The sequence below is a fragment of the Herbiconiux ginsengi genome, assembly GCF_900107435.1.
GTDB classification, from domain to species: Bacteria; Actinomycetota; Actinomycetes; order Actinomycetales; family Microbacteriaceae; genus Herbiconiux; species Herbiconiux ginsengi.
This window is the reverse complement of record NZ_FNPZ01000002.1, coordinates 574,979-589,540: the sequence shown is the minus strand read 5'-3', so window position 1 is coordinate 589,540 and position 14,562 is coordinate 574,979. Positions and strand designations below refer to the sequence as shown.

General features: G+C 69.3%; 19 protein-coding genes. 11 read left to right on the top strand and 8 right to left on the bottom strand.

Going from position 1 to position 14,562, the window contains the following annotated elements; genetic code table 11:
* Window positions 1–17 precede the first annotated feature (17 nt).
* Window positions 18–689 carry an arsenate reductase/protein-tyrosine-phosphatase family protein gene (locus BLW00_RS11120; protein ID WP_092553780.1) on the bottom strand — a complete coding sequence of 224 codons (672 nt, stop codon included), beginning with the start codon at window positions 687–689 and terminating at the stop codon, window positions 18–20.
* Window positions 690–843: 154 nt separating this feature from the next.
* Here BLW00_RS11120 and BLW00_RS11115 point away from each other — a divergent pair, with 154 nt between their 5' ends.
* From BLW00_RS11115 to BLW00_RS22910, 4 genes are all read left to right on the top strand, one after another.
* Window positions 844–1,104 (top strand): DUF6458 family protein, encoded by a 261-nt coding sequence (locus BLW00_RS11115; protein WP_092553777.1) that lies wholly within the window; start codon window positions 844–846, stop codon window positions 1,102–1,104.
* 20 nt (window positions 1,105–1,124) lie between these two features.
* Window positions 1,125–2,303 (top strand): serine/threonine-protein kinase, encoded by a 1,179-nt coding sequence (locus BLW00_RS11110; RefSeq protein WP_245741522.1) that lies wholly within the window; start codon window positions 1,125–1,127, stop codon window positions 2,301–2,303.
* Window positions 2,300–2,746, top strand: a complete 447-nt coding sequence (locus tag BLW00_RS11105) for a hypothetical protein (protein ID WP_139256684.1) — start codon at window positions 2,300–2,302, stop codon at window positions 2,744–2,746. Before BLW00_RS11110 ends, BLW00_RS11105 begins: the two co-directional genes overlap by 4 nt.
* 61 nt (window positions 2,747–2,807) lie before the next feature.
* Window positions 2,808–2,972, top strand: coding sequence for a DUF2207 domain-containing protein (locus BLW00_RS22910; protein ID WP_139256683.1), 165 nt, complete (start codon window positions 2,808–2,810; stop codon window positions 2,970–2,972).
* A gap of 107 nt (window positions 2,973–3,079) precedes the next feature.
* Here BLW00_RS22910 and BLW00_RS11100 read toward each other — a convergent pair whose 3' ends face one another.
* The gene (locus BLW00_RS11100; protein WP_245741521.1) at window positions 3,080–3,946 is read right to left on the bottom strand and encodes a glycosyltransferase; all 867 of its coding nucleotides are present in this window, start codon (window positions 3,944–3,946) and stop codon (window positions 3,080–3,082) included.
* Window positions 3,947–3,990: 44 nt separating this feature from the next.
* Here BLW00_RS11100 and BLW00_RS11095 point away from each other — a divergent pair, with 44 nt between their 5' ends.
* Window positions 3,991–6,393 (top strand): glycoside hydrolase family 3 C-terminal domain-containing protein, encoded by a 2,403-nt coding sequence (locus tag BLW00_RS11095; RefSeq protein ID WP_092553765.1) that lies wholly within the window; start codon window positions 3,991–3,993, stop codon window positions 6,391–6,393.
* A gap of 38 nt (window positions 6,394–6,431) precedes the next feature.
* Here the strand turns inward: BLW00_RS11095 and BLW00_RS11090 are convergent, their stop codons facing one another.
* Complete coding sequence (locus BLW00_RS11090; RefSeq protein WP_092554695.1) at window positions 6,432–7,403, bottom strand: zinc-binding dehydrogenase; 972 nt, start codon at window positions 7,401–7,403, stop codon at window positions 6,432–6,434.
* 99 nt (window positions 7,404–7,502) lie between these two features.
* Between BLW00_RS11090 and BLW00_RS11085 the strand changes: the two genes are divergently transcribed.
* The gene (locus BLW00_RS11085) at window positions 7,503–8,135 is read left to right on the top strand and encodes a TetR/AcrR family transcriptional regulator (RefSeq protein WP_092553762.1); all 633 of its coding nucleotides are present in this window, start codon (window positions 7,503–7,505) and stop codon (window positions 8,133–8,135) included.
* A 126-nt stretch (window positions 8,136–8,261) separates the two neighbouring features.
* Here the strand turns inward: BLW00_RS11085 and BLW00_RS11080 are convergent, their stop codons facing one another.
* Window positions 8,262–8,942: an SDR family NAD(P)-dependent oxidoreductase gene (locus BLW00_RS11080; RefSeq protein WP_092553759.1), complete on the bottom strand. Its 681-nt coding sequence runs from the start codon at window positions 8,940–8,942 to the stop codon at window positions 8,262–8,264.
* A 101-nt stretch (window positions 8,943–9,043) separates the two neighbouring features.
* Here BLW00_RS11080 and BLW00_RS11075 point away from each other — a divergent pair, with 101 nt between their 5' ends.
* Window positions 9,044–9,913 (top strand): helix-turn-helix transcriptional regulator, encoded by an 870-nt coding sequence (locus tag BLW00_RS11075; RefSeq protein ID WP_092553756.1) that lies wholly within the window; start codon window positions 9,044–9,046, stop codon window positions 9,911–9,913.
* 48 nt (window positions 9,914–9,961) lie between these two features.
* Here BLW00_RS11075 and BLW00_RS11070 read toward each other — a convergent pair whose 3' ends face one another.
* A complete protein-coding gene (locus BLW00_RS11070) occupies window positions 9,962–10,420 on the bottom strand; it encodes a MarR family winged helix-turn-helix transcriptional regulator (RefSeq protein WP_092554693.1) in 459 nt (152 codons plus the stop codon).
* A 72-nt stretch (window positions 10,421–10,492) separates the two neighbouring features.
* Here BLW00_RS11070 and BLW00_RS11065 point away from each other — a divergent pair, with 72 nt between their 5' ends.
* Window positions 10,493–11,452 (top strand): quinone oxidoreductase family protein, encoded by a 960-nt coding sequence (locus BLW00_RS11065; protein ID WP_092553753.1) that lies wholly within the window; start codon window positions 10,493–10,495, stop codon window positions 11,450–11,452.
* Between the two features lie 12 nt (window positions 11,453–11,464).
* Here BLW00_RS11065 and BLW00_RS11060 read toward each other — a convergent pair whose 3' ends face one another.
* Window positions 11,465–12,070 (bottom strand): DinB family protein, encoded by a 606-nt coding sequence (locus BLW00_RS11060; RefSeq protein WP_092554691.1) that lies wholly within the window; start codon window positions 12,068–12,070, stop codon window positions 11,465–11,467.
* 61 nt (window positions 12,071–12,131) lie between these two features.
* On the opposite strand from BLW00_RS11060, the gene BLW00_RS23420 reads away from it, so the two are divergent.
* Together BLW00_RS23420 and BLW00_RS11055 are read left to right on the top strand one after the other, a co-directional pair.
* On the top strand, window positions 12,132–12,278 hold the full coding sequence (locus BLW00_RS23420) for a hypothetical protein (RefSeq protein ID WP_175494227.1): 147 nt from the start codon (window positions 12,132–12,134) through the stop codon (window positions 12,276–12,278).
* A 57-nt stretch (window positions 12,279–12,335) separates the two neighbouring features.
* Window positions 12,336–12,992, top strand: coding sequence for a DNA-3-methyladenine glycosylase family protein (locus BLW00_RS11055; protein WP_092553750.1), 657 nt, complete (start codon window positions 12,336–12,338; stop codon window positions 12,990–12,992).
* A 7-nt stretch (window positions 12,993–12,999) separates the two neighbouring features.
* Here the strand turns inward: BLW00_RS11055 and BLW00_RS11050 are convergent, their stop codons facing one another.
* The gene (locus tag BLW00_RS11050; RefSeq protein WP_092553747.1) at window positions 13,000–13,179 is read right to left on the bottom strand and encodes a hypothetical protein; all 180 of its coding nucleotides are present in this window, start codon (window positions 13,177–13,179) and stop codon (window positions 13,000–13,002) included.
* A gap of 113 nt (window positions 13,180–13,292) precedes the next feature.
* On the opposite strand from BLW00_RS11050, the gene BLW00_RS11045 reads away from it, so the two are divergent.
* On the top strand, window positions 13,293–13,658 hold the full coding sequence (locus tag BLW00_RS11045; RefSeq protein ID WP_092553744.1) for a DUF2200 domain-containing protein: 366 nt from the start codon (window positions 13,293–13,295) through the stop codon (window positions 13,656–13,658).
* 293 nt (window positions 13,659–13,951) lie between these two features.
* On the opposite strand, the gene BLW00_RS11040 is transcribed toward BLW00_RS11045, so the two are convergent.
* On the bottom strand, window positions 13,952–14,562 hold a 611-nt coding region (locus BLW00_RS11040), incomplete at its 5' end, for an HNH endonuclease signature motif containing protein (RefSeq protein ID WP_175494226.1).

The following is a 14,562-nucleotide window of genomic DNA, read 5'->3' as shown; positions in this document are numbered from 1 at the left end:
GGAGGAGCCCCGTCGCCCTAAGCAGTGGTGAGACGCGAGGAGAGACCGCGGATGCGCTGCGCGATGAGCGCGAATGCGGCGTCGAAGGCTTCGGGGCTGCCGACGGGGGCAGGGTCGGGGATCGACCAGTGCAGGTCGTCGCGGCCGAGCATCCGTTCGTGTGCTCCGTCGCACACCGTGATGACGAGATCGTGGTCGGCATCGCGGTCGAGCACCTCGTCGACGTGGAGGGGGCGCTTCGACTCGTCGATGACGAGGCCGTGCCGGGCCGCCGCCTCCACCGCCGCCGGGTTGACATCCGCACCCGGGTCGACACCGGCCGACACCGCGGGGATGTCACTCGACTCGCGCCAGATCGCCTCGGCCAATTGCGATCGGGCCGAGTTCGCCGTGCACACGAAGATCACCCGATCCGGAACCTCGACCCGGCCCGGCGTGAGAGTGTCGAAGACCTCGGGTCGCAAGCCCATGTAGGTGCGTCGCCTGTCGAATTCCGATCGCGATCGTGACACGATCCCGGCCTTCTCCAGCACCCGCAGGTGATGGGCGACGAGGTTGGATCTGAGCTTCAGGAGAAGCTCGATCTCCGACGACGCGAGGTCGCCCAGAGTCAGCAGGTCGACGATGCGAAGGCGGGTCGCATCGGCCAACGCGGCGAAGACCGCCACTCGACGTCTCAGTTCGGTCATGATTTCGCACCCATCGAAATTGACTCAATCGCTATTGACTCAATCATGGTAGGCATGTCACCAGATGGCCCTGTGGTCCTGGTATTTCGTCAGTGGATTATCAGCCCTGCGGGCCGGATGGGGCGAAGACGTCGCCCCGGAAGAGGAGGACATCATGGGTATCGGTACAGGGATCGCATTGTTCGTGATCGGAGCCATCCTGGCGTTCGCGGTGAACATCGATCTCGGCGGAGTCGTGAACCTCTCCCTGATCGGGTACATCCTGATGGGTGCCGGCGTCGTCGTGTTCCTCATCAGCCTCGTCTTCCTGCTCCGCCGCCGCCAGTCGACGGCGACCACCCGCACCGCCGTCGACCCGGCCAGCGGCGAGCAGGTGACGCGCAGCACGCGCGACACGAACGACCCGCTGGTCTGAGCCGGATGACCTTGTCGGAGGTGACACCCGAGAGTTCGCCGAGCACCGGCGAACTCCTCGACGGGCGCTATCTCCTCGATTCGCGGATCGGGGTGGGTGGGATGGGCGTGGTGTACCGGGCGCGTGACGAGACGCTCGGGCGCACCGTCGCGGTGAAGGTCTTCCGCGATGCCGCGGCGGAGCCGGAGCGCACGTCATCCGAGACCCGTCTGCTGGCGTCACTCAACCACCCCTCGCTGGTCACCCTGTTCGACGCCCACCTGGCGGAAGGCGGCTCGAACTATCTCGTAATGGAGTACGTCGAGGGCCCGACCCTCCGCGAACGCATCGCCGAGGGGCCGCTCGCGAGCGGAGACGTCGCCGCGATGGCGCGCGATCTCGCCGAGGCGCTGCACGTCGTGCACGAGGCCGGTATCGTGCACCGGGACATCAAACCGTCGAACGTGCTCCTCCGGCGCCCGCACGTGCCGGGTGCGGAATACCGGGCGAAGCTGGCCGACTTCGGCATCGCCTACCTCGTCGACTCGACTCGGGTCACGACTCCCGGCACGCTCGTGGGAACGGCGGCCTACCTCAGCCCGGAACAGGTGCGCGGCGCCGAACCCGCACCGGCGTCCGACATCTATGCGCTCGGGCTCGTGCTGATCGAGGCTTTGACCGGGGAACGAGCGTTTCCGCAATCGGGCACGCACGAAGCAGCTCTGGCGCGGCTGTCCCGCGATCCGGTCATCCCCGGCTCGGTGGGCTACGAGTGGACGTCGCTGCTCGACGCGATGACCGCCCGGGAAGCCGCCCAGCGACCGACCGCGCTCGAGGTCGTGCTCGCGGCCGGCCGTCTCGGCGCGAAGGGGCATACTTCCGCCGACCCGACGGATGTGCTTCCCACCGCGACGGAGAGCCTTCCCAGAACCGACCCGACGGAGGTGCTTCCCACCGCGGCGACCCGGGTGCTTCCGGAGCCGGGTGGGCCGGTCATCGAACCGGTGACCGACTCCGGCCCCCTCGCCACGGGGCCTTCGCCGACGCGGCGTCGGTTGATGATCGTGTCCGCCGTCGCTCTCGTGGTCATCGTGGTCATCGTCGGACTCCTCATCTGGGCTCTCAGCACCTCGAGCCCTTCCGCCGCGCCGCCACTGCCCATCCTCGACGAACCTCTGGGCACGCATTTCCGTCAGCTCCTGGATTCGGTGACACCATGAGCCGGCGCCGACGTCAGATGCTCGTGACGATTCCGTTCGCCCTCGCGGTCGCGCTGAGCGGATGCGCGACCGGGGCACCCGCCGAGATCGCGTCGGGCACCGGCGAACTGATGCAATCGACCGTCGTTACGGCTGCTGAGCAGGCCGCGGCCGGCGATTCCGCCGGAGCGCTGGCGACCCTGGACGCACTGCAAGAACAACTCGACACGGCATCGTCGGCGGGGGACCTCTCGGCGTCGCGGGCGACAGCGATCCAGGGCGCCATCGACCAGGTGCGTTCGGACCTGCGATCCGCCCCGGAGGTTGCGCCGACGAACGCACCTGCGACCACCGACGGCTCCGGCGGCACGGAATCGGTCACCGGCGGCCCGGGGAACGGCGGAAAGAACGACAAGGGCGACGACAGGCCCGACAAGCCCGACAAGCCCGGGAAGGACAAATAGACGTCCACCGCAGGGTGGCGAAAGCGGCCGACGGCCGACATCCCCCACAAAGGAGAACCCCATGAACATCTTGCTCATCGTCATCGCGGTCATCGCGGTCATCCTGTTGTTCACCGGCGGCTTCGTGTCGTCGCTGAACTTCCTGCTCTGGGTGGGCCTGATCCTGCTCGTGCTCGCGGTCATCGTCTTCATCGTGCGGATGCTCACGGGCAACCGCCGCGTCTAGGGCACGCTCGATCGAGAGAGCCGAGGACCCATGACCGAAGGGCACCACGGCGAGACCATCGCCGCCGGGAAGTCCGAAGTCCCCGCTCGCACCCTGCTGCCGGGGCGTCAGACGCTCGGCGCTTCGCCGGCCGCCTGGCGCGGCACCCCGCCCCACGCCTGTGCCGTGTGGTGCTCGTGCAACCGGCGTTCGGCGTGCAGCGCGGGGTAGATGCCGAGGAAGACGGCCATGGGTGCGAGCAACCGCACGTCGTGGATGCCGTGGTGGGCATAGGTGCGTTCGAAGCGCTCGACGTAGTAGAGGTAGTCCTTCGGCGAGGAATCCAGGCGCCGCGCCGACATCCCCACCACCATCGCCGACACGTAGCCGACCTTGAGGCCCTTGAGCGCCAGGTGCACCGCGAGGTCGATGTCTTCGTGCATGAGGTCTTCGCGGTCGGGGCAGGTGTCGTCGCGAACAGCGAGCCAGGCCTCCTTCGTGATGGCCATGTTCGTGCCGAAGAGAAAGACGTACTTGCCGGCGAGCTTCACCTGGATCTTGCGGAAGGTGTCGTCGGCGTGGTGGCCGAAGGCGCGCATCGGCATGTCGTAGTACTCCACCGGGCCGCTGGCCGCCACGAACTCGCCCGTGGCGAAGGCCTTCTGCACCTGTTCCACCCAGTCGGGTTCGAGGGCCGAGTCGGCGTCGATCCGGCCGATCACCGTGCCGGTCGCCGCGTCGAAACCGGCGTTGCGGGTGGGGGTAATGCCCTGCTCCGCATCCTGCTCGATGAGCCGGAGGTTCGCCTCCGGGAACGCCACCTGCATCGCCTCGACGGCGGCGCGCGTGCCGTCGGTCGACTTGTTGTCGACCACGATGATCTCGTGCGCGGGCACGGTCTGTTCGATGGCCGCCACGAGGCAGTGCCGGATGCCGGACTCCTCGTTGTAGGCCGGGATCACGATCGAGACAGAGGGCAGGTTTTCGGTGGTCACGCCGCAAGTCTGGCAGAGGCCGGGCCCGTCTACCATGGAGGCAGATGCCAGACACGACTCCCGCCGAGCTTCTCGCGCAGCTGACCGATGCCGAGAAGGTCTCCCTCACGGCCGGAGCGGATTCCTGGACGACATCGGCCGTCGAGCGGCTCGGCATCCCGGCCGTGCGGCTCGGCGACGGGCCGCACGGGGTGCGGAAGCCGCACGACGGATCGGGTATGTCGATGTTCGCCTCGCATCCGGCCACCTGTTTCCCCACGGCGGCTGCCCTGGGGTCGAGTTGGGACCCGGCCCTCGTGCGCCGGGTGGGTGAGGCTCTCGGTCGCGAAGCCGCGGGACACGGGATCGCGGTGCTGCTCGGTCCCGGCGTCAACCTCAAACGGACGCCCGTGGGTGGCCGTAACTTCGAGTACTTCTCCGAAGACCCGCACCTCTCGGCGCGGATGGGCGCCGCCTGGGTGAGCGGGGTGCAGAGCACCGGCATCGGGGCCTCGCTCAAGCACTTCGCCGCCAACAACACCGAGCAGCGCCGGTACGGCATCGACGCGGTGGTCGACGAGCGTGCTCTCCGGGAGCTGTATCTCGCGAGCTTCGAATCCGTCGTCATCGAGGAGCGGCCGGCCACCGTGATGGCCGCCTACAACCAGCTGAACGGGTCGCATTGCACCGAGAACGGCCGACTGCTGAACGAGGTGCTGCGCGGGGAATGGGGCTTCGAGGGTCTCGTGGTCTCCGACTGGGGCGCGGCCTGGGATCGCACGCTGTCGATCCCGGCCGGCAACGATCTCGCGATGCCGGGACTCGGCGTTCGCGACGACCGGTACGTGCTCGACGCGCTGCGGGCCGGGACGCTGTCGCGGGAGGCGCTCGATGCTTCGGTGGAGCGCATCCTGGCCCTGGTGGAGCGGCACGCGGATGCGGCGACCGCTCCGGTCGACCCGCCCGACCTCGACGCCCATCACCGACTCGCTCGCGAGGCGTCGGCCGCCGGCACCGTGCTGCTGAAGAACGACGACGAGACGCTTCCGCTCCGGCCGGGCAGCCGGGTCGCGGTGATCGGGGCATTCGCGTCCGACCCCCGATTCCAGGGCGCCGGCAGTTCGCACGTGGTGCCGACGCGGGTCGACACGTTGCTCTCCTCGCTCACCTCCATGCTGGGGCCCGACGCCGTGACCTCCGCTCCGGGCTACGACCTGACGCACCACGAGTCGACGCCGGCCCAGCTCGCCGAGGCGCAGGCGGCGGCGCGGGCAGCGGATGTCGCGGTGGTGGTGATCGGCCTGCCCGAGGTCTTCGAGACCGAAGGGGTCGACCGCACGCACCTGCGACTTCCGGATTCGCACGATCGTCTCGTCGAGGCGGTGGCCGCGGTCAATCCGAACACGGTCGTGGTGCTGCAGAACGGGTCGCCCGCCGAGCTGCCGTGGCGGCAGAAGGTGCCGGCGATCGTGGAGGGCTACCTCGGCGGACAGGCCTCGGGCAGTGCGATGGCCGAGGTGCTGCTCGGCGAGGCGGAGCCCGGCGGGCGGCTCGCGGAGACCTTTCCGCGCACGTACGCCGCGCATCCGGTGTCCCGTCTGCCGAACGGACCGGCCACGGCCGAGTACCGCGAGAGCCTCTACGTGGGCTACCGCTACTTCGACAGTGTGGGGGCGGAGGTCGCGTTCCCCTTCGGGCACGGGCTCTCGTACACGAGCTTCGTATGGTCGGATGTCGCGGTCGCGGTGTCGCCCGGCGGTGACGAGGTCTCGGTGCAGCTGGTGGTCACGAACACGGGCTCTCGGGCGGGCTCGGACGTGGTGCAGGTGTACGTGCACGATGTCGAGTCGAGCGTGTTCCGGCCCGAGCAGGAACTGCGGGGGTTCGCGAAGGTGTCGCTCGAACCGGGCGCCGACACACGGGTGAGCATCCGCCTACCTCGGCGGGCGTTCTCCTACTGGAACACGGTGTCGCAGGGGTGGGTTCTCGAGCCGGGGCTCTTCGAGATCCGGGTGGGGCGTTCGTCGCGCGACATCCTGTGGCAGGGCGGCGTGGAACTGTCGGGGGATGCGGCGGAACCCCTCCGCCACGACGAACCCGCGGCTTATCGCATTCCTTCGCAGGCACTCGGATTCCCCGCGGCCGACTTCGAGCGCCTGCTCGGGCGTCCGCTTCCGCCCAATGTCGCTGCGCTCCCGGGCTCGTACACGCTCGACACCGCGGTTCGGGACATGCAGCAGACCGTGGCCGGGCGCCTGCTCCAGCGCTACCTGGCTCGACAGGCCGTGAAGACCATCGGGGCGCCCGCCAGCGCGCCGGTCGATGCGGTGGCCGGGGAGGTCGTGGCGCAGCTGACGTTCCGCATGTTCCCCACGGTCAGCGAGGCCGCGGTCGGTCGACGCGGCGCCCTCCGCCTCCTCGCCCTCGTGAACCGTCTCGCGCGCCTGCGCCGTCGACGCCCTCGCTGAGGTCTCGTGGAACGGCGGAGCCGTCGAGGAGCGGGGTGTCAGGGCGTGAGCACGATGCGGCCGAAGACCTCTCCGGCGTCCATGCGGCGATGCGCCTCCGCGGCTCGCGCGAGCGGGAGCACGTCGTGCACCACGCTCTGCAGGTCGCCGCGGGCTGCCGACGCGAACTGCTCGGCGCGCACGCGATCGCGTTCCGGCACGGGCACGGTGTCGAGGCTGAAGGTCGCGAACGACCGGGAACGCTGGAACGACCGCAGCAGCGACATCCCGAAATCGGCCAGGGGATAGCCGGCCACGACACCGACGGAGACCAGGCGTCCGTTCGGGGCCAGCCGTTCGAGAAAGGCCGGGAGGTCCGGGCCGCCCACGATGTCGATGATCACGTCGAAGTCGGCCGGATCAGCGCCGTCGCTGCCGAGGACGCTGCCCGCGCGATCGAGCACGTGCGTCGCGCCGAGCGCTCGCAGCCGCTGCCCGCGTTCGGGTGAGGACGTCGTCACCCCGATCGCACCGGCCCCGTCCGCCGCCGCCAGCTGCACCGCCATGATGCCGATGCTGCCCGCCGCGCCTCGCACCAGAACCGATTCCGCCTTCGAGAACCGCGCGTGGGCAAGAGCGAAATGTGCCACCGGACCGGTGCTGCCGAGCGTTACCGCATCGGTCGCGGAGAGTCCGTCGGGGAGCTCTGTGACGTCGTCGACCGCCGCCACCGCGCGCTCGGCGTAGCCGCCGCCGAGGCCGTTGAAGGCCCACACCCGTCGGTTCATCCAGGCCCCGTCGGCGTCGTCGCCGACAGCGATCACGCGCCCGGCCACCTCGCTGCCGGGCACGAGGCCCGTGCGGAAGCCCGATGTTCCGAGCGTGCCGCGCCGGATGACCGCGTCGACACCGCCCACGCCGATCGCCTCGACCTCGATCAGCACCTGTCCTGGTTCGACCGATGGCTCCGGAAGGTCGACCACCGCCATTCCGTCCGCATCGCCGAAGGTCTGGATCGTGACTGCCTGCATCGTCGTGGTCGCTCCTGTTCGCATCCGATTCGCCGGCGTCTGCCGAGCCTTCCCGTGACGGTACCGGACGCCCCCGTCCACTTGGGTAAAGTGAGACGCATGGCCGAACCATTGCCTCACATCCTGCGATCCGACGCCGAGGACAATCGCGTGCGGGTGCTCGAGGCGGCGCGAGAGCTCTTCTCCGAGCGCGGCCTCGAGGTGCCCATGCGGGCGATCGCGCGCCGGGCCGGGGTCGGGCCCGCGACGCTCTACCGCCGGTATCCCACCAAACAGGCGCTCATCGAGGCGGCGTTCACCGACGAGCTCCGGGCGTGTCGGGCGATCGTGGCCGAAGGATGCGCCGACCCCGATCCGTGGCGCGGGTTCAGCTCCGTGCTGTTCCGCATCGGTGAGCTGAACGCGCACCATCAAGGCTTCATCGACGCCTTCATGTCGACCTTCCCGGATGCCGTCGACTTCGCCGCCCATCGGGCCGGCATGCTGCGCGCCCTGGCCGAGCTGTGCCGCCGGGCGCAGGCCACCGGGGCGATGCGCTCCGACATCGTGATCGACGACCTCGTGCTCGTGCTGATGGCCGGCCGGGGAGTGTCGGCCGCCACGGACGAACTCCGCGTGGCGGCCGCCCGCCGGTTCGCGGCACTGGCGATCGAGGGCTTTCGGGCAACCGGGGCCGAGGAGCCTCTGCCGCCGCGTGCGCACGTCGCGTCGTTCGTGCTCACTCGCCCCTAGGGCATGTCCGAGATGTCTGCGGCAAGCGAGCAGCACGAGCCCGAACGCCCCGGCTGCGACGTGAGAGAGCAACACCGCGGAACTCGGGCTGCTCTGCCGGGCCGTCGACGACGTGACGAGTGCCGCTCAGTAGTCGATGCGGCCGAACCGGTCGTGGAACTCTCCCGTGGGCCCGTCGGGAGCGACCTGCGCGAGGCGCACCGTCGCATCCGTCCCCTCCGTCACGGTCTGGTGACCGCCGTGGTGGTTGAAGTCGGTGGCGGTGTAGCCCGGGTCGCTCACGTTGACCCGGAACGACGGCAGGTTCTTCGCGTACTGCACCGTGAGTGCGATCACGGCGGCCTTCGAGGAGGCGTACGGGATGGCGGGAACCGGGAACTCGTCGCGGCCCTCCGTGCTGAGGAAGCGCGGCCAGCCGACACCCGACGCCACGTTGACGATGACCGGATGCGCCGAGCGGCCGAGCAGGGGGAGGGCTGCCTGGGTGACGCGCACGATGCCGAGCACGTTGGTGTCGAACACGTGCGCCATGGCGTCGACGGAGAGGTCGTCGACCCCGAACGAGGTTCCGAGGATGCCCGCGTTGTTCACGAGCACGTCGAGTTCGGGTAAAGCGGCGAAGGCCGCATCGACGCTCGCCTGGTCGGTGACGTCGAGCTGCACGACATGGGCGCCGAGAGCGCGCGCTTCGTCGCCCTTCGCGGGGTCGCGCATCCCGGCGTAGACGGTGTGGCCGGCGTCGATCAGGCGTCGAGCGGTTTCGAGGCCGAGGCTCTTGTTGGCCCCGGTGATGAGTGTCGTTGTCATGCGTCCAGACTGCGGGCGGCGACGCGGATCGCCCAGGCATTCTTCGACAGGGGGACCAGGAGTACCACTCTGTGCCCAGGGCGGGGGAGCAGGATGGAGACATGAGCGAATTCGCCAGCGTGCTGCGATCCTGGCGCGACCGGGTCGGTCCGGCGGATGTCGGCATGCCCGCCGGTGCCGGACGGCGCACCGCCGGCCTCCGCCGCGAAGAGCTCGCCGCGCTCGCCGGGGTGAGCGTCGACTACATCGTGCGGCTCGAGCAGGGTCGGGCGACGCATCCGTCTCCTCAATTGCTCGGGGCACTGGCGCTCGCCCTGCGCCTCACCGAAGACGAGCGCGATCATCTCTACCGGGTCGCCGGAGTCGCCCCGCCGACCCGGGGCGTGGTGCCGCAGCACGTCACGCCCGGGGTGCAGCGCATCGTCGACCGCCTCGGCGATGTGCCGATCGCGGTGTTCACGACGACCCATGACATCCTGCTCTGGAATCCGCTCTGGGCCGCGCTGACCGGCGATCCGTCGCGCTACGTCGGAATCGAACGCAACCTCGTCTGGCGGCATTTCACCTCGGGCCACAGCGGGATCGAGTACGACGCCCAGCACGAGGAGGATTTCGCGAGCGATCTCGCGGCCGATCTGCGCACGGCCGTCGGCCGGTACCCCCGCGACCCGTCGCTCGCCCGGCTCGTGGCCCGGCTGCGGGCCGAATCGCCCGAGTTCGAGCGCCGTTGGGCCGAGGCGCGCGTGGCGGAGCACCGCTCCAGCCGCAAGACCATCACGCGCACACCCGTCGGGCCGATCACGGTCGACTGCGACGTGCTCACCGTGCCGGGCGGCGACCTGCGCATCGTGGTCTACACGGTCACGCCCGGGAGTGCGGATGAGGCGAAGCTCGACCTCTTGCGCGTCACCGGCCTGCAAGCACTCGCGACGGCGCCCGCCGAGCCGGTGACTTCGGCTGCGTCGGGCTGAGGGCGAGGACGGCACCTGACCGCCGTGCCGGACCCTCCGGCGAGCGGGTCAAGCTTTCATTGGAACGGTCGCATCGAGTGCCTTCGCCAGCAACTCGTGCAGGGAACGGCGCTCCGCCGGGCGCAGGGCGGAGACCAGCGGCGCCAGCTGATCGGTCATCTCGGCCGTGACGCGCGCACCCAGGTGCAAGCCGTCGTCGGTGAGGAAGACCTCCACGGCCCGCTTGTCGGACGGATCGGGCGCCCGGCCGACCAGCCCCCGTGCCTCGGCCCGCGAGACGAGCCCGCTCAAGGTCGACTTCTCGAGGCCCAGGTAGTCGGCGAGATCCGTCATCCGCAACCGGCGGTCGCGCAGGATGGCCAGCACGCGCAGCTGGGTGAGTGAGAGATCGTGGTCGGCGGCGATCCTGGTCAGCGCACCCATCGTGAGGAAGGCCGAATGCGCCAGGCCGTCGATCAGTGCGCTCGTGTCATCCGAAGGCGCCGGGTTCTGCGCTGATGATGTCATCGTCGCCTCCGATTGCATTGGTTGGTATTACGAACTAAACTGTTTCGTATTACCAACTATACAAGGAGAGCCATGAAAGCCGCCGTCGTCACCCGCTTCGATCGTGCGCCTCGCTTCGAGACGTTCCCGCTCCCCGTCGAGATCGGCGCGCACGAGCAGGTGGTGCCGGTCGTCGCTGCGGGCCTGCATCCGCGTGTGCTCTCGCAGGCGAACGGCTCCCACTACACCAGCACCGACGAGCTGCCTCTCGTGCCGGGGATCGACGGCGTAGCCCGCACGGCCGATGGTGAGTTGCGGTACTTCGTGCAATCGGATTCCGCGCTCGGTTCGATGGCCGAGCAGACCGTCATCGACCTCCGACGGAGCGTCGTGCTGCCCGCCGGCGCCGATCCGATCCGGATCGCGGCCGCGATGAACCCGGCGATGTCGTCGTGGGTGGCCCTTCGTCGGCGCATCGATCTCCGGCCCGGACAGAGCGTGCTCGTGCTCGGGGCCACCGGCAACGCGGGCCGGCTCGCGATCCAGGTCGCGAGGCACCTCGGTGCGGGCCGGGTGACTGCGGTCGGGCGAGGGGCCGATCGACTGGCCGGCCTCGGCGCCGACGTGACGGTCGCGCTCGACGGCCCCGACGAGCGCGCGGTCGCCGCCGCGCTCGCCGAAGCGGGTCGAGACGTCGACGTGGTGCTCGACTATCTCTGGGGCGAGCCCACCAGCAGCGCCCTGCGCGCCATCGTGCCGAACCGGACGGATGACGATCGGCTGCTGAGCTGGATCCAGATCGGCTCAGTCGCGGGCGCGGATTCCGCGATCCCTTCCGCTGCACTCCGGGCCACGCGGCTGCAGCTGCTCGGCAGCGGTCAGGGTTCGGTGTCGACGCGCGACATCCTCACCGAGCTCGAGGCCCTGGTCGCTGCCGTGAGCGGTGATGCGTTCGCACTCGCCGTGCGAGCCGTCCCGCTCGAGCACGTGGAGCAGGCCTGGGCCGATGCGCCGACCTCGGGCGACCGGATCGTGCTCACGCCCGGAGGCTGACGGGCGGCGGGGTCATTGGCCGACGCGGCCGTCGATGCACTCGCGCAGCAGGTCGGCGTGCCCGCAGTGCCGGGCGTATTCCTCGATGCGGTGCACCAGCAGTTCCCGAACGGCGATGTCCTCGCGGCCGATCCGTTCTCCGAGGTCCGGATGCCCGGCCAGCAGCGCATCGGTCGCGGCCTGCTCCCGGGCGAGCGCGACAGAGGCTTCGTCGACGACCGCCTGATCGGCCACGGCTCCGTCGAAATCGGCGTCGTCGTCGCCATACAGTCGCGGCAGCGGATCGCCCGTGGTGATCCAGTTCTGCCAGTCGCGCTCCACCTCGGCGAGATGACGCAGCAGGCCGAGCAGCGACATCGTCGAGGGAGGCACCGAGCGGCGGGCCTGTTGCTCGGGATCGAGTCCCTCGCACTTCATCCGGAGCGTCAGCCGGTAGTCGGTCAGGAAGCCCTGCAGTGTCGCCAATTCTCCGTCGGGGCTGCTCCCTCCCACGTTCCGCGGATCGTCATCGGGATTCACCCACATGTCAGGGAAGACGGTCGCCTTGCTCCAGCGGTCGGGCCGGCCGCTGTCGGAGGGTGCGCCGCCGGATCGTGCACTGTCGGATGCCTCGCTCATGTCGGTCATCCTCCTCGGCTCGCCGCCGTGGCGCCAGCCCCTGAGGGGGCCAGGAAGCCCGGTGTGCCGATCATCATCGCGCGAAGCGCTGCTGCAAGCGCAGCCGGATGCGATGGAGGTTCTCGTCGAAGCCGTGACGTTCTTATGGTTCTCCGAGATCGAGGGTCGCTACGATGCCACGATCGAGGCCCTGCACAATGTGGCCTGAGCGACATCGATGCGGGTCGGTCTTCCGTCGTCGTCGTGGCACGGCTAGTCTCGCGCCATGACGACGCGGCAGGATCTCTACGATCGGGGCACGGATGAGCTGGTCGCGAGAGATCCGGTGATCGCGCATCTCGTCGAGGTCACCGGACCGGTCAGGCTGCCGACTCCGACGGAGAGCAACTTCGCTGCCCTCGTGCGGGCGATCACCTATCAGCAGCTCGCCGGGTCGGCCGCGCGGGCCATCTACGGGAGGCTCGTCGCGCTGCTGTCCGACGCCGTCGAACCCGAGAGCATCCTGCGGTTCTCGCCGGAGGAGCTCCGCGCCGTCGGTCTCTCCGGGGCGAAGGCCGCTTCCGTGCTCGATCTCTCGGCGAAGGTGCACGACGGCACCGTGGTGGTCGATGACGAGGCCCTCGCCGACCTCACCGATGAGCAGATCGTGGCGGGACTCACCGTCGTGCGCGGTATCGGTGAGTGGACCGCTGACATCTTCACGATGATCCACCTGGGTCGCATCGATGTGCTGCCGATCGGTGATCTCGGTGTGCGCAAAGGCTACGGGTCGGCGTGGCAGGTGCCGACGCCCACGCCCAAGGAGTTGTTGGAGCTGGGGGAGCGGTTCCGGCCGTACCGCAGTGTGCTCGCCTGGTATTGCTGGCGAGCCGACGAACTGTACGGCGGAACCGCGCCCAGTCCCGTCACGGGCGGGGTCTGAAGCGGATCTAGTCCTCCGCGTCGGTCTGCGCGTCGAAGGCTTCAATCAGACGATCGATGGCCGTGATCACGCCGTGCAGGGCCTGTCGCTCGATCGAGTCCTCGGGGAGCTTCTGGATGTCGTAGCTGGCCGCGCTCGCGGCTTCCTTCGCTCCGGCGATCGCGGCTTCGAACTCAAAGGTGCTCATCGTCTATCTCCTGTCATTACTCCTGCGTGGAGGTCGTGTGTCCTCTCTATCGTGTCGTGCGGCCCGGCCGCTACCCTGTTCATGAGATCACTCGCGGTCGAGGAGGTAGTGCCATGGCAGGACACCGGATTTTCGGCACCAGCTTCGCCACCATCTACTCGCTCTACGTGAAGAAGGTCGAGCGCAAGGAGCACACTCAGGCGGAGCTCGACGAGGTGATCACCTGGCTGACCGGATACGACGAGTCCGGTCTCCAGAAGGCGATCGCCGATGGGGTCGATCTGGAGACCTTCTTCGCTGAGGCGCCGGCGATGAACCCCAATGCGACTCTCATCACGGGCTTGATCTGTGGGATTCGGGTGGAAGAGATCGACGACCCGCTGATGCAGAAGATCCGCTACCTGGACAAGCTGGTCGACGAGGTCGCTCGCGGCAAGAAGATGACGTCGATCCTGCGGGAGCCTGCGCCGGCCCGGTAAGGTCTCGCTCTCGATCGATCGATCGATCGGCCGGTTCGGCGAGGTGCGTGGGTGCCTAGCCGGTGGGGTCGGGGTGCGAGGTTGCGTGCTGTGCGGGTGGGGTCGGGGTGTGGTGGGTTTCGGGTTGGGGCTTCGGTTGAGCGGAGCTCAAAGGCGCCCCAACCCGAAACCCACCACACCCCTCGAACATTCGGGGTCGACACTGCGCGCGACGTCGGGCCGGTTGCTCTGGGGGTCAGGGTGGTGGTGGGTCGGGGTCGGCGCTGTGTGCATCGTGACCGGTCGTCCCGGGTTCACGGGGGTGGTGGGTCGGGGGTGGTCGTGTAGGTGGCGCCGCGGGGGCTGGTCCAGGTCAGGTGTCGTCTGCCGTGTCGGTCTTGGGTGACTTTCCACCCGCTTTGGTGTTTGAGGTGGTGGTGTCGGGAGCAGAGGTGGGCGAGGTTGTCGGGGGTGGTGGTTCCGCCGTCGGCCCAGGGCTTGGTGTGGTCGAGTTCGCAGCGGTTGGCGCGGCGCCCACAGCCCGGGAATCGGCAGGTTTCGTCGAGCATGGTCAGGGCGGTGCGGAGGATGGGTGACGGGGTGTACCGGTCGTGGCCCGAAGCGGGGGTGGGGCTGGCGACTGGGTGGTGCCGGTGGCGCGTGATGGTGGTGGGGGTGCCGGTTTCGGGGTGGAGGAGGGCGTGGAGGAAGGTGGGGGCGGTCGCGGCGATGGCACGGGTGGTGTCGGGGTCGATGGGTCCGTAGCCGTGCAGGGTGCCGGGGTCGTCCGAGATACCGGCGATGGTGGTGGCGGGTGCGGTGATGAGCACGGTGGGGGTGATGCGGGGTCGGTCGCGGCGGCCGAGGATGAGGTCGGTGAGGGCGTCGCAGCGCCGCTGCGCGTGCGTGCGAGCGTCGGGGGTGG